The sequence below is a fragment of the Lentibacillus juripiscarius genome (genome assembly GCF_042685205.1).
Lineage (GTDB): Bacteria > Bacillota > Bacilli > Bacillales > Amphibacillaceae > Lentibacillus > Lentibacillus juripiscarius.
Genome location: NZ_JBHUNA010000005.1, coordinates 86,984 through 101,320 on the forward strand (window position 1 = coordinate 86,984; position 14,337 = coordinate 101,320).

Below are 14,337 nucleotides of genomic sequence, written 5' to 3' on the forward strand. Positions count from 1 at the left end.
ATCACTCCCTGGTTATTCAACCGTGATATGTCCATTATTGCCATCAGCAACAGCGCCTATAATGCTCGCTTCAGCGCCTTTTTCCTGCAGGTCTGCCACTAGTGCCTCGGCATCGTTCGTGTCAACGGAAATCAGGAGGCCCCCGGAGGTAACGGCATCACACAGTATCCATTTGTCTAGCTGGCTGGTGTTTTGTGGGAAGGTAACGATATCGCGAATATGGTCGTAGTTATTTTTCGTTCCACCTGGTACAGATCCAGCTTCGGCCAGTTCTTTTACTCGTGGAAGAACGGGTACCGAATTGGAGTCAATGCGGACTTCCACGCTGCTGCCTGCCGCAATTTCGGACGCATGGCCAAGCAGTCCAAACCCGGTGACATCGGTCGAGGCATGTACATGGTAATTTTTCATCGTTTCAGCGGCTGTCTTGTTCAATGTTGTCATTACCCCTGTCACACGGTTTATTTCCTCGTCCGACAGCAGTCCATTTTTCAGGGATGTTGTCATGATTCCGACCCCAATCGGTTTTGTCAGAATAAGCTTATCGCCCGGTTTGGCACCGGTGTTCGTCAGTACATTGTCGGGATGGACAGTTCCGGTGACGGCAAGTCCAAATTTCGGTTCTTGGTCATCAATTGAATGTCCGCCAACTAGCGAAACACCTGCCTCGGCCAATTTATCACCGGCACCGCGCAGAACATCAGCTAAAATATCTTCTGCCAGCGTCGAAATTGGGTATGCAACAATGTTCAATGCAGTAATTGGTGTGCCGCCCATTGCATATACGTCGCTTATGGCATTGGCAGCAGCCACTTGTCCGAATGCATACGGGTCATCAACAATTGGCGTAAAAAAGTCGACAGTCTGAACAAGGGCAAGGTCATCTGTTAATTTGTAGACACCTGCATCATCACTTGTGTCCAGGCCGACAAGCAAATTAGGGTTAGGTACCGTCTGTGGAAGCGAACGAAGTACATTTTCCAGGTCAGCCGGTCCAATTTTACAGCCGCATCCGCCTTTTGACGACAAAGAGGTTAATTTTATATCCGCAGTCATGAATTAATCATCCTTCCGTTCATTTAAGTTTATATCTATTTTATCACAGACTAAATAGGTATGCTTTTTAACGGCACTATATCTAAAAGCGGCCAAAATTTTCCCCCCCTTGTTGACACTTAAGTGTATTAACCGTATAATACAGTATATAAGATGTATTAGGCACTTAATACACATTGTTTGAAAGGCTGTGGCCGGAGGGACTTGGCGGCTGAGCCAGGTGCTTTTTTGATCATAGTGTATTAACCTTTTAATACACTTGCTGACAGACATCTGAGGGAAATAGGAGCTGGGCATATGAGTGTGAATTTTAATAAACGGGATCCGGTCTACGTGCAGGTTATCCGCCATTTTAAGGAACAGATTGCAACCGGCATATTGGAGCCGGGGCAAGAGATTCCCTCTAGAAGGGAGCTGGCGAACCGGCTGAAAATAAATCCGAACACTGCACAGCGGGCTTACAAGGAAATGGAGGAAGCGGGCTTGATTTATACTGAGCGGAATTTGCCAAGCAAGATTACAAAAGACGAGGCAATCTTGCGTCAGGTAAGGGAAGAATTGATCGACGAAGCGGTGGATTCGTTTGTCCATTCCATCCGGTCCATTCAAGTACCAATTGATGACGTGGTGGACCGGGTGAAGAAAAAATTTGAATCGGAAGAGGATCAATAAGGGGGTACAGGCATGATTGAAGTGAAAGACATTAAGAAAAAATTTGGGCGCAAAAACGTGCTAAAGGGTGTGTCCTTTACCGCTGAAAAAGGAGAAATCACTTGTATCATTGGTATCAACGGTGTTGGTAAAACGACGATATTGAATGCGATTATGAACCTGACACCGATCAATGGCGGACAGATTCTAATGAACGGTGAAACCATTAACAAAAACAGCTATGAAAAAATTACATTCATTCCGGATGCAATTACGATGTTGCCAAGTATGACGATAGCGGAGGCGATGCAGTTCATGGATGATTTTTATGACAGCTGGAATCAGGACCGTGCAACGGAGATATTGTCTTTTTTCAAGCTGAGTAAAAACGAGAAAATAAATAATTTATCGAAAGGGAACCGAGCCAAAGTGAATTTGCTGCTGGGGCTGGCGCTTGATGTGGACTATTTGCTGATGGATGAGCCATTTTCTGGAATTGACATTTTCAGCCGGGAGCAAATTGCGGAAGTGTTTACCAGTCATCTAGTGGAAGACCGGGGTGTCATTATTACGACGCATGAAATTGGCGATATTGAGCATTTGCTTGATAAAGTGGTGCTTCTGGATGAAGGGGAAGTTTTAACGGAATTCAATAGTGAAGAAGTGCGGGAAACGGAAGGAAAATCGGTTGTGGATGTGATGAGAGAGGTGTATCAGAAATGAATCGTTTAACAAAATTGGTAAACTTTGAATTAAGCCGGTTTATGAAAATCTACCTTGTGCTGATTGCTATGACGGTCATCATACAGGTTACAGGTGTTATTGTGAAGGCAAATAAGTATATGTCAGAGGCCAATACAGCGATTTATGAGGATATGCTGTCACGGGCACAATTTATTGAACAAAACGGTCAGATATCGTTTATGGCGATTGCACGGAGCTTATGGTTCATGGCACCAATTGCAATATGTGCAGCAGCATTAATCTTCTATGTTTTTATGATTTGGTACCGTGACTGGTTCGGGAAAAATACGTTCATATACCGGCTGTTGATGCTTCCGACAGCCCGGCTGAATGTTTACTTGGCAAAATTGATATCTATTTTTGCCATGGTGCTGGGACTTGTTTCCGTTCAGCTGATTATCTTGCCGCTGGAAAACAGTGTATTGAAGTGGCTGGTGCCAACAGATTTCAGATCGGATATGACAGTTGGTCAGATTATTAATTGGGACTACTTGACAATGCTGGTTCCGCAAACCTTCACGGAGTTTATTCTATATTATGGTGCTGGATTCATGGCGTTAACGATTGTGTTTACAGCGATATTGTTCGAGCGCAGTTTTAAATGGAAGGGGATCATCGCGGGAATCGGCTATGTTGCGATTTCTGTCGTAATCTTTATCTTACCTGTTTTGTCCATGGGTGACTATTTCTATCCACTTGAGATACTTGGACTGGAGGTTGTAATGGGGTTAATCGTGACCACCATGTCTATTTGGGTCGGTAACTTCTTATTGAAGCGAAAAATAACGGTGTAAAGGAGATGCAAAATGAAACGGTATTGGAGATTAATTGCGATTGTAACGGTTGTCGTTCTGACCGTCGGGACGTTTTATATACAGTCAACATTGTCAGCAAGCAGTTACCCGGAAGTTGTATTTGAAAAAATGAGTGGTAATGAAGAAGAGTTGGAGCCAGTCGTATTAAACGGTCATTATAGTACCAGTTCCAGAGGTATGGGTGAAGGTGTTCGTGTTACAGCGGAAGGATCGAACTATACCGGTGAGCAATCATTTTTTGAGCGGCTCCAGCGGGGATTCTACAGCCAGGGAATAAAACAGCTACAGGATAAATATCGTGGTTTCATGCGCGGGAAAGGCGGTAATATTGCATCGTACTTTGAAACAGAAAATACCCTAGCATATGCAGAAGTAATTAATCAGTTTATAGGCAGCTCTGCAAGTGACATGGAATTTGATATTGCCGTTTTGGATAAAGAAAGTGATGAGACAACATCATTTACAGTACCTGTACCCAACAGGGCCATGTACAACCATGCTTACATTGAAGATGTACAAATGGTTGATGGTAATTTGAAGGTCATTTCGCAAATGTATCCAAAGAATGGCAGGGGCGCAAAATATGTCTATAGTTTTGATATCTCGAAACAGGAAATCAACGGTGAAGAAAAAATTGCAGCTGTTGAAAACCAGAATGAAAATACACGCGTCAAAATCAGGATATTATCAAGTTCGGATATAAAAGCTGCCCATAACTGTGTCATATACGAAAAGACGGAGGAGCCAATTATACGTGATCCTGAAAGAAACCAGACTTCCGTTACGGAAAAACCAGCCAATAAAGGTGAAAAGGAGTATGTCGTCTATAACCTGGAAACGGGTGAGAAGAAATCGATGAAGCTTCCTGAGGAGTTAGCAGGTGCAGATGCCATCATGTATAAAAACGCAACCCTTTATTTGCAGAACGAGAATCAATTGACGTTGTACAATGTAAAAACGGAAGAGGTTGGGAGCCAAACAGAGCTGCCATCCCAGGACACTGCCAAGCAGAGGGAAGCGCATTCGGTATTGAAAATAGCGAATGGAACAATGTATGTGCTTGCGACGCCAGTTGGTATGGATCAGGAAAACCCTCAAACGATAACGATAATCGATACAAAATCCGGTGATGTATTGTACAAAGGAAAAATCATGACCAAAAAACCTCTCAATGAAGGTAAATCATTGTACTTTTCTGGTATGCAAATCAAATAAAGGAAGGCCCGCTTCTTACCAGGAGCGGGTTTTTCCTTATTGGGCAATATTTTTATAAATCCTGTCCAATTTTTCCTCGAATCTATCCATATGAACAATTCTGGCCTCCCGGATGTATTCCTTCCCGTCAACAAACACTAAAATGACCGGCACTGTAAATATGGAAAAGTGGCCGGCAACTTCTTCCATATGATCTGCATTGATATGACCCAGCTGGATTTCCGGATAGTGGTCCATCAGTTCCTGCACTTGAGGCATCAGGCCGTGGCAGACACTGCAATTTGTGCGGGAAACAAACAGCAATGCAAGCTGATTACTCCGTATGAATTGATCAACTTCTGTAATGGAGTGGATTTCCGAAAATGTACGCATGTGTATTGCCTCCTCTGATGATAAGAGTACCGAATTGAAGATGATCTGTAAATTGTATCGTTTTAAAATTTTAGGCATAACTTAAAAAAGAGGGTTATTAGGATAAAAAATCCTTTTTCAGTTTTACGGAAAAAGGGAAAGCCGGTGATCAGCCGTCTTTCCCAAGGGTAAATTCATGGGCTGAATCTCAACAAGACTTGTTTCGATTACTATATATTTATGCAAAGATACATTATTTGAATCGGCATATCTACCAAGAAACGTGCACATTCTTCTGCAAGCGGTGGACTGCTTGCTTATTTTCCCGGAAACTGGATGTTTATATACTCATCGGAACTATGGAATAGATTGCAGTCTATTCTTTTCTTCTAAAGCTTTCTCATGCAGAACGGAGGGTGTATGTTGAAAGATATAACCGCTATTCTCTTCCAGTATTCAGACCAGGCAGCATTGCATAAAGCATTATCTTCATTAAATAAGGTTAGCTCCAGATTAAAATCTGTAATTGTTTTTCAGGATAAGAACATGCCTTTTAAATTGCAAGAATCTGGCTGGTTTGAAATAGTTTGGTATACTGACCTTGGAGATCGTTTGAACAAGAAAATCAAAACCATAGACACCCCCTATGTATTACTTCTTCACGGCACCGATTATATTTCGCCATCGGCAACTGCTGAAACTATCCAGCTTCCACAGCAAAAGGAAGTTTTGGGAACCTTCTATCATAACCGGGCCACTACGATCCATCAGCCGTTATTGGTTCGCACGCCATATCTTAAAGAGCATCCGGTGTTATCAGCTTCCCAGCTGCCATTTAAGGAGGCTCTCCTGCCTTCCTGGCTGGCAAAAGCAGACCCTTCTCTTACAACGTTTAGTGAGGGGCTTGTGAAGCAAGCAAAAAAAAACAGCTCCAGGAATACAATCGAAAAGCAAACGTTTCTTCAAAAATACCAGCTGGAAGAAACGAATATACAGGATCCAAGCTTTACCATTATGATTGCAAACTATAATATGGAAGCATATGTGGAAACAGCTGTTGCCTCATGCCTTCTGCAGACGGAACAGCCCGACGAACTGCTCATTATGGATGACGGATCAACGGACAAATCCTTTGAGCTGCTTCAGCAATGGCGTGATGGACAGCAGGTGAAGGTATTCAACAAGCAGAATGGGGGAAAGGCAAGGGCTTTGAATGAATTACTGCCGCTTGTTCATTCAGACTTTATCTTGGAATTGGATGCAGATGATTGGCTTGACCCGGATGCCATTTCCGTTATAAAAACATATCTGGCAGAATCACCCGAGGACGTTTCGGTGCTGTACGGCAATTTACGAAAGTGGAAGCAATTGTCAGAGGACGTTCTCTTTAAAGGTGTTGCCAAGGGAAATGCCATTAAGGGAAAAGGTGACCTTTTGGCTTATCGTTTTCCCCTGGGGCCAAGAATATACCGCACATCTTCATTAAGAAGAGAAGGGGGATTTCCGGTCATCACCTTTGAAAATGGGATGTTTTATGAAGATGTCAGTGTATTGAACCGATTATTAAAAAAACACCGTTTCCTGTATGAGGATTTTACGGTGTACAATGTTCGGGAACATAAAGAGAGTATTACGAATAATGCCCCGAACTGGAATGACTTTTTAAAAACACTGGAATAAACTGAAAAGAACAATGGATTTTTTCATCCATTGTTCTCCAAAAAACGTCGTATTGTTGTAATGATATAGTCTTGTTTTTGAAAGGATAGAGTCGGGGATATTGGAAGTGCCAGAATTCTTTCAGCTACCTTTTCAGCAATCGGAAAATCACCTTGCTTATAATGAAGGTAATCAAATACCGGCTGTAAATGCAAGGGAATGGGATAGTAAATAGCTGAGTCAATTCCATTACTTTCAAGGTCTAATGCCAGTTCATCCCTTTTATCCGACTCAATGCAATATTGGTGAAAAGTGTGTTCCCTGCTGCTTGCAATTGGTGGCGTTTTTACAAGGTCCTTCAGGTTTTCCGTATAAATGTTGGCGGCTTCTTTTCGTTTGTGCAGGAAAATATCCAGATAGTATAGTTTCACTAGCAAAATAGCCGCTTGGATTTCATCGAGCCGGCTGTTCATACCAATCAGTGAATGGTGATATTTTTCACTGCTCCCGTGGTTGCGCAGTTGGAATATCTTTTCATAAAGTTTCCGATCATTCGCCGTTACAAGACCAGCATCTCCAAATGCCCCAAGGTTTTTCGATGGAAAGAAGGAGAAACAGCCGATGTCGCCGATTGATCCAACGCGCTTTCCGTCATACTCTGTTCCAATGGCTTGGCAGGCATCTTCTATGACAAACAGGTTATGCTCTCTTGCGATTTTCATAATGGTGTTCATATTAGTGGCTTTGCCATACAAATGAACAACGATGATTGCTTTTGTGTTCTGGGTTATTACTTCCTCTATTTTGGAAGGGTCTATATTATAGGTTTCTTCTTCAATATCGACAAAAACTGGTCTAGCTCCTGTTTTCGCTATCGTTCCTGCTGTGGCGAAAAAGGTAAACGGGGTTGTAATAACGTCATCGCCTGGTCCGATATCCAGTGCTTCCAGTGACAGCTGCAGGGCATCGGTGCCACTTGCGACTCCAATACTGTAGGAAGCCCCTACGTATTGCGCTGTCAATTTTTCCAGTTTTTCACCCTTTTCCCCTAATATATAGTCTCCGCTATCCAATACTTCTGTAACCGCCTCTAGTACAGGCTCCCTAATCAGCGCTAATTCTTCTTGCAAATCAACCATTGGTATGCTGCTGAAATGATTACCCGGCATTCTTACAGACCTCCTTCATTTCCTATTCCTTCATACGCGATGCCCGGCTGGGATATTTCGTTTTTATTGAATTTATTGCGGCCGTCAAGAATAAGCTGGCATCTTGGAAATTGGCTGAAGTCAATCATACTGTATTCCTGATGAAAAGCCTGCAGGATAATGGCATCCATTTCAGAACAGCGCGTATCGTCCAAGGATAATGGGGTGGCTCCGTACTGTCGGATTTCACGGTCAGAAAATAGCGGGTCATTTACAAAGGGCTGTGCACCTTTGTCCCTCATCTGGCTGATTAAGAGCAGGGCAGTCGATTTTGTCGGTTCTTTCACATTTCCTCTATAAGATAATCCCAGAATGAGAATATTTTTTCCTTCTATTGAACCTGCTTGTTTTTCGACTTTTGAAATGGCATAAGCAGCCATGTTATCGTTTATTTCCCTTGATAAAGTAGTCAGGCCATCACTCAGTCCCTTATTTATGAAAAAGTAGGGATAGATGGGAATGCAATGACCTCCCACACCAATGCCGGGAGAATGCAAATTGGAGTAGGGCTGACTATTACTGGCACTGATTACTTCCGCCATATTGACGCCTTTTTCTTCTGCAAACACTGCAAGCTCGTTAGCAAGCGCAATGTTTACGTCGCGGTACACACATTCTGCAACCTTTGAAAATTCAGCTGTTTCGAGTGAGCTTACTTTAATCAAATCACAGCCAAGTGCCTGTTTATAAAAATCACTTGCCAGCTTGAGACTTTCCTTATTAATTCCGCCAACGACCTTTGGATAGTTTTTTAAATTGTGGATAATCTGGCTGGAATAAACCCTTTCTGGACTATTGGCAAGATAGAAATCTTCTCCTGGTTTTAGCCCTGAAACTTCTTCTATTTTTTTGCCAAATCTATGCTCTGTATCGCCGGGTGGCAAGGTTGTTTCAATGATAACTAACGAGTCTTTCTTTATGCCTTTGGCTATATCTTCAATTGCCAGGTCCATATATTGGTAGTCAGTATTGTCTTGTTCGTCTACTAGCACTGGTACAATCACAATGATTATATCCGACTTAGCTACCGCCTCCACAGTATCCGCTGTGGCTGACAATGTTTTATCTTTGTGGGCTTTCAAAACTAAATGATTTAATCCTGGCTCATTTTGAATATGGGATTCCCCACGATTTACTGATGCAACGACATCTTTATTTATGTCAGCCCCGGTAACGTTATAACGGTTATTGGCAAAAACAGCAGCTAAAGTCAGTCCCAATTTACCAAGACCGACAACTGCTACATTTGAATACGATTGGCTTTGAATTGTCATGATGATCCTGAACCTCATTTCTGCGGTGAAAGATGCTTACTGAATAGTTTATGAGAATAAGGGTGAAGGCGACTGGACTTTTCACTATGTTTGTTCTCTTACGGTGAATGCCTATAAATTTTTGTAAATGTCAATATAGCGATCTGCTACGATTGGGGCGTGGTGATACTTTTCAATGTACTTTCTTCCTTTTATGCCAAACTCCTGCCATTTCTCCGGATTTTGCAGGAGGTTCTTTAATACAGTTGTGATGGTGTCGGGATTGGCATTTACGATAGGCAGGTCGGGTGGATATTTTGATACTAAATCCTCTCTAATATAGCAAATAACAGGTTTCCCACAGGCCATTGCTTCTGAACTGATATAGCCGCTGGCACCTATTCGCAGCTGGTCAATAACAATATCTGCCTGACTAAGAAGATTTTTAGCCTCGTCGTTGGATACCCCCTCAATTAATTTAAACTGAAACGTAAAGCCAGAACGCTTCAACTCGTTTACTGCATTTAGAATGAATTCTGTTCCTTTGATAGTTCGTGACGTAGGGGCGTGCACAACGAGAGGAGTTTTGTTGCTGGGGACTGGATAGTGGGCTGTATACTGATTAGCGTCAATCGTGTGCGGGATAACGTGGACATGTTTATAAGAATTGTTAATATAGGCTTCCAGTTCATAATCCTGTACAATTGCATGATCGATATAGGTTGCTAACGCGGATACATTTTTGCTTATTTTTTCGTCAGTCCATTCGGGTTTCACCTTGACGTAAGGATTATTTTTTTTAGCCATGGATGGACGCCGGATATCTGACCCATGATGATGAACAACCATCTTTTTACCGGCGCGTTTCAGCATTTTCAGATCACTTTTGTCGGCGAAAAATGTTTCCCCAAAATGAAAATGAAAAATATCATAGTTCAGCATCGATTCCTTTAAAAATTGCTTTCGTTTTTTTCTCTGCTCCTGACTTGAAAGTGTGTTCGTCTGCAGGCAGATATCGGGTTTGAAATGAAAAGGGTGTTCATTAAAGTGACAGGATACAGATTGAATTCCTTTTGACTGGAGTGCTTTGGACAATTCAATCATTGGAGATCCGTACGGTATGTGAAGTACTCTCAAGGTAACCATCCTTTCAATACTTTGGATTTACATGTCTTTAATCAATTGGTCATAAATGGCAAAGATTTTTCCTTCCATGTGTTCCCAGCTATACGTTGTTTCCATAGCCTCTCGTGCATGTATACTCTTTTTCCGGATTTTGTTTCTGTTGGATTCCATATGGACGAGGGCTTGAACATAATCCTCAGTGGTGGCTTGTAACTTTTTAACGACATAGCCACAGTCATGTGCCTCAATCAATTTTTCCATATCTGTGCATTGATTAACGATCACAGGGACCCCATTATTCAGGTAGCTGAAAAATTTGTTTGGCATAGCAAAGCGGTTATTCAAGGAATTGGCAGCATCCAGATCAATCCACCCTAAATCAGCATCCTTCATGACCTCTGGAATGGATTCATAATCTACCCAGCCAGTATAGTAAACTTTATCTTTTAGGTGAGGTGGAATTTTTGGAACGTATTCTTTTTCGAAGTTCTTGCCTCCGCCGATAATGTTGAGTTTCAACTTAAATTTTTTATTGCATCTGTCCAGTACACTCATCAGCTGCTGGAAGTTTCCCCGCTTTTGGCTTATAACCCCTTCATATACAAGGGTGAGTTCTGGATTGTCCGCTTTTTTGGACTCATAGTTAGCTGCTAATGGAGGGGAATTGTAGATCACTTGTACAGGGAGTTGTGGATCAATGGTACGGTACCATTCTTTAATGGAATCAGATACTGTAATGACGTAATCTAATTCCTTTATCATGTGTTTGACCATTTGTTCTTTCGTACGATACGTTTTGCGGGGTTGTTTCATCAGTGGGTCAGGTTCCAATTCATGACTGTCGTAGATTAATTTGCATTGTTTTCCGCTTGCAGCTAAAGCCCGTTTAATACCGATACCGGAATAGGCTGAAATAAATTCGTGTGCATGATAAATATCAGCCTCCTGTTCTATGCCTATCTGTGTCAGTGGATCATTAAAACGGGAATGGCCGCCGGAACGAAGGTTATGATAAAGTTCATTTAAATATTTCTCCATATTTATCTGACCATATGTAATCACGTTTATACCCTCGTAAGTAAATGCCTCATCCAGAAATCTTTCTGTAAAGCTGCTCCCATCCGTATCAAATAGATAACCATCCTTTCTGGGAACAATCATTGTTACATGATAGCCTTGCTTCAATAGACTTTTGGCCTCTTTTTTAAAAATCCTTGCGTCCAGAAACGGATGCTCAGAAACTAAAAAGCAAACATGTTTCCCCATCAGTAACCTCCCGTAAAGCGAAGACAAAGCCCAAAATTTTTTCCACTAGTGCTAACGTATTAACGATTTTCTATATTTATTCATACAATTAAAAGCAAGTGAATAGCAGCATTACAGGAAGGAGACAAAGATGGAATTAAATCTAAAAGGAAAAAAGGTACTGGTAACCGGTGGATCGAGAGGAATAGGGAAGGCAATTGCGAAGGCATTTCTCGGTGAGGGTGCTGTAGTTGGGATTGTGGCCAGAAGCACTGATGAATTGTTGCAAACAAAGGAAGAATTAGGAGTACAACAAATTTATCAGAAAGACCTTTTAAAACAGGAAGACAGAGAACAGTTAGTCCGTGAATTTGTTAACGATTTTAATACCATTGATGTACTGGTGAATAGTGCAGGGGCAAATCACGGGAATGCAGTCCTTAATACGCCTGCTGGTAAATTTAACGAAGCAATGGAATTGAATTTCATAGCAGCTGTTCAATTGAGTCAATTAGCGAGCCAGCACATGATCGATAATGGAGATGGCGTCATTATTAATATAGCATCCATCTACGGCAAAGAAGCTGGTGGGTCTCCTTCATATAACGCTTCAAAGGCCGCGCTTATTAGTTTTACAAAATCTTTTAGTTCTGAGGTGATTAAAAACAACGTCCGTGTCGCTGGAATTGCTCCCGGGGCGGTTTATCATCCCAATAAAGAATGGGAACGGAGGCTGGAACGCGACCCTGATTATTTAAAAAACTATGCCCGTGACAAAATACCGGCTGGCAGGCTTGGGACACCGGAAGAGGTCGCTGATACTGCTGTTTTCTTAGCATCGGATAGGGCTTCATGGATTGTAGGGTCCACAATTACAGTTGATGGCGGACAATCTAGACTTAATTATTAAATAGCAGAAAGGGAATGAAAAATTGGAACGGAAACCTGTAAAAAATCGTAATGTTTTAGTTGTAGGTGGCGCCGGTTTTATTGGGAGTCATTTAACAGATAAACTATTAACAGAGGGAGCAAACCAGATTATCATTATGGATAATCTCTTTATTGGAACAAAGGAGAATGTAGAGCAGGCATTAAACAACGGTGCAATTCTTCATATAGATGATGCAGAGAATCAGGAGGCACTAAGTTATATCATTGAAAAGCATGACATCGACATTGTTTTCAACTGTGCTACAAAGCCACTGAATTATTCCTTTATCAACCCCTCTAATACGTTTCTGACAAATGTTGTAGTTTTAAAGAATTTGTTGGAACTTCAGCTGAAAGGGCAATTCCAATCATTATGTCATTTTTCTTCATCAGAAGCATATGGGTCATCTAAGTACGAGCCCATGGACGAAGGGCACCCGCTTGATCCGCAGACACCTTATGCAGCTGGGAAAGCTGCGGCTGACTTAATGCTACGGTCATATGTGAAAATGTTTGATTTGGATGCCTTTATTGTTCGTCCTTTTAATAATTATGGACCGCGGCAGAATTATGAAGGGCCGATGGCGGGAGTTATCCCACTTACCATAAAAAAAGTATTGGAAGGAGATGTTCCAGAGATTCATGGGGACGGTGAGCAGACAAGGGATTATATTTATGTGGAAGATACGGTGGATATTGCATTAAAAACGTTTCCAATCATCTCCCCTGGCGAAAGTGTTAATATTTCAACAGGCCAGCAATTATCGATTAAATATGTTGTTGATACGATTGTACATGTTATGAATTATAACGGAAACATTACCAGAAAGCCACAACGAACCGCAGATGTACAGAGTCATCGGGCATCGACAGAAAAATTACAGACACTAATTGGCCAGTATGATAAGACGCCTTTTAAAAAGGGGATAACAGATACAGTAAGCTGGGTGAAAACTGAAAAAGAAAGGAAAGAAACATGAAGGTATTAACAGTTGTCGGCGCAAGACCTCAATTTGTCAAGGCATGCATGTTATCAAAGGCGTTAAGATCAAACAATGAAACAGATGAAATAATCGTTCATACAGGCCAGCATTACGATGACAACATGTCTGCGGTTTTCTTTGAACAGTTAAACATTCCGGAGCCTGATTATTACTTGGGTATCGGGTCTGGAACTCATGGGGAACAAACCGGTAATATGCTGCCCGCGTTGGAGAAGGTAATGATATCTGTCAATCCGGATGCAGTATTGGTCTATGGTGATACCAATTCCACGCTCGCTGGCAGTCTGGCTGCATCAAAACTGCACATACCAATAGCTCATATTGAATCCGGGCTGCGCAGTTTTAACAGGAGAATGCCTGAGGAGATCAACCGGATTGTCTCCGATCACCTGTCAAACTGGCTTTTTTGCCCCTCTCAGGCTGCAATTGAAAACTTAAAAAAGGAAGGAATTAATAAGCAGGTTTATCTGACAGGGGATATTATGTATGACGCAGTTCTTTATTTTAAATCTCATGCCAGTCAGCAATCCACCATTTTAAAGGAATTAGGTCTTTCAGAAAGTAATTATTACCTGTCAACCATTCATCGAGCAGAAAACATCGAGAACCCCGAACGCCTAAAATCCATTCTTGAAGCTTTCCAACAATTAAACAAGCAGGTAGTTTTTCCATTGCATCCTGGAACGAAAAATAAAATAAATGAATTTGGATTAAATGATTTAATCACTGCCTCTCATATTAAACTGGCAGATCCGTTAAACTATTTTGATATGTTAGCACTAGCCTCTAATGCAAATGTCATTCTTACAGATTCAGGAGGTTTGCAGAAAGAAGCATATATGCTCCAGGTTCCTTGTGTTACTCTCAGGGATGAAACGGAATGGTCGGAAACGGTGGAAACGGGGTGGAACCACTTAGCAGGCGCGAATAGAGAGGAAATAGCGGATCAAGTCATGGAGTGTCATGCACCTGACGAATCGCCGCCGATTTTTGGGGATGGCAATGCTGCACAGCAAATAGCCAGGATATTAGTGAATGATTAAGTTAAGCGGAAACGGCAATAGGCTGAGATGGGATTTCA

14 protein-coding genes are annotated in these 14,337 nt (G+C 41.9%); 8 read left to right on the forward strand and 6 right to left on the reverse strand.

Annotated elements, in window-relative coordinates; translation table 11 throughout:
- Positions 1-12: 12 nt before the first annotated feature.
- On the reverse strand, positions 13-1,056 hold the full coding sequence (selD, locus tag ACFSUO_RS03225; RefSeq protein ID WP_382391033.1) for a selenide, water dikinase SelD: 1,044 nt from the start codon (positions 1,054-1,056) through the stop codon (positions 13-15).
- Between the two features lie 297 nt (positions 1,057-1,353).
- Between selD and ACFSUO_RS03230 the strand changes: the two genes are divergently transcribed.
- Genes ACFSUO_RS03230 through ACFSUO_RS03245 form a run of 4 tightly spaced genes read left to right on the forward strand, consistent with a single transcriptional unit; the run spans position 1,354 to position 4,481 of the window.
- Positions 1,354-1,728 (forward strand): GntR family transcriptional regulator, encoded by a 375-nt coding sequence (locus ACFSUO_RS03230; RefSeq protein ID WP_382391035.1) that lies wholly within the window; start codon positions 1,354-1,356, stop codon positions 1,726-1,728.
- A 12-nt stretch (positions 1,729-1,740) separates the two neighbouring features.
- The gene (locus ACFSUO_RS03235) at positions 1,741-2,430 is read left to right on the forward strand and encodes an ATP-binding cassette domain-containing protein (protein ID WP_382391037.1); all 690 of its coding nucleotides are present in this window, start codon (positions 1,741-1,743) and stop codon (positions 2,428-2,430) included.
- Positions 2,427-3,245, forward strand: coding sequence for a hypothetical protein (locus ACFSUO_RS03240; RefSeq protein WP_382391039.1), 819 nt, complete (start codon positions 2,427-2,429; stop codon positions 3,243-3,245). Before ACFSUO_RS03235 ends, ACFSUO_RS03240 begins: the two co-directional genes overlap by 4 nt.
- Before the next feature lie 12 nt (positions 3,246-3,257).
- On the forward strand, positions 3,258-4,481 hold the full coding sequence (locus ACFSUO_RS03245) for a hypothetical protein (protein ID WP_382391041.1): 1,224 nt from the start codon (positions 3,258-3,260) through the stop codon (positions 4,479-4,481).
- A gap of 36 nt (positions 4,482-4,517) precedes the next feature.
- Here ACFSUO_RS03245 and ACFSUO_RS03250 read toward each other — a convergent pair whose 3' ends face one another.
- Entirely contained in the window at positions 4,518-4,853 is a 336-nt protein-coding gene (locus ACFSUO_RS03250; protein ID WP_382391043.1) for a thioredoxin family protein, read from the reverse strand.
- Positions 4,854-5,252: 399 nt separating this feature from the next.
- On the opposite strand from ACFSUO_RS03250, the gene ACFSUO_RS03255 reads away from it, so the two are divergent.
- The gene (locus ACFSUO_RS03255) at positions 5,253-6,512 is read left to right on the forward strand and encodes a glycosyltransferase family 2 protein (protein ID WP_382391045.1); all 1,260 of its coding nucleotides are present in this window, start codon (positions 5,253-5,255) and stop codon (positions 6,510-6,512) included.
- 23 nt (positions 6,513-6,535) lie between these two features.
- Here ACFSUO_RS03255 and ACFSUO_RS03260 read toward each other — a convergent pair whose 3' ends face one another.
- The 4 genes from ACFSUO_RS03260 to ACFSUO_RS03275 form a co-directional block, all read right to left on the reverse strand.
- On the reverse strand, positions 6,536-7,660 hold the full coding sequence (locus tag ACFSUO_RS03260; RefSeq protein ID WP_382391047.1) for a DegT/DnrJ/EryC1/StrS family aminotransferase: 1,125 nt from the start codon (positions 7,658-7,660) through the stop codon (positions 6,536-6,538).
- 2 nt (positions 7,661-7,662) lie between these two features.
- Positions 7,663-8,973 carry a nucleotide sugar dehydrogenase gene (locus ACFSUO_RS03265; RefSeq protein WP_382391049.1) on the reverse strand — a complete coding sequence of 437 codons (1,311 nt, stop codon included), beginning with the start codon at positions 8,971-8,973 and terminating at the stop codon, positions 7,663-7,665.
- A gap of 111 nt (positions 8,974-9,084) precedes the next feature.
- Entirely contained in the window at positions 9,085-10,098 is a 1,014-nt protein-coding gene (locus ACFSUO_RS03270; protein WP_382391051.1) for a glycosyltransferase family 4 protein, read from the reverse strand.
- A gap of 18 nt (positions 10,099-10,116) precedes the next feature.
- Entirely contained in the window at positions 10,117-11,343 is a 1,227-nt protein-coding gene (locus ACFSUO_RS03275) for a glycosyltransferase (RefSeq protein ID WP_382391053.1), read from the reverse strand.
- A gap of 130 nt (positions 11,344-11,473) precedes the next feature.
- On the opposite strand from ACFSUO_RS03275, the gene ACFSUO_RS03280 reads away from it, so the two are divergent.
- From ACFSUO_RS03280 to wecB, 3 genes are read left to right on the forward strand one after another with little or no spacing between them, the layout of a single operon-like run.
- On the forward strand, positions 11,474-12,232 hold the full coding sequence (locus ACFSUO_RS03280) for an SDR family NAD(P)-dependent oxidoreductase (protein ID WP_382391055.1): 759 nt from the start codon (positions 11,474-11,476) through the stop codon (positions 12,230-12,232).
- A gap of 22 nt (positions 12,233-12,254) precedes the next feature.
- Complete coding sequence (locus tag ACFSUO_RS03285; RefSeq protein ID WP_382391057.1) at positions 12,255-13,232, forward strand: dTDP-glucose 4,6-dehydratase; 978 nt, start codon at positions 12,255-12,257, stop codon at positions 13,230-13,232.
- Positions 13,229-14,299, forward strand: coding sequence for a non-hydrolyzing UDP-N-acetylglucosamine 2-epimerase (wecB, locus tag ACFSUO_RS03290; RefSeq protein ID WP_382391059.1), 1,071 nt, complete (start codon positions 13,229-13,231; stop codon positions 14,297-14,299). The genes ACFSUO_RS03285 and wecB overlap by 4 nt, the downstream gene beginning before the upstream one ends.
- Positions 14,300-14,337: the final 38 nt, after the last annotated feature.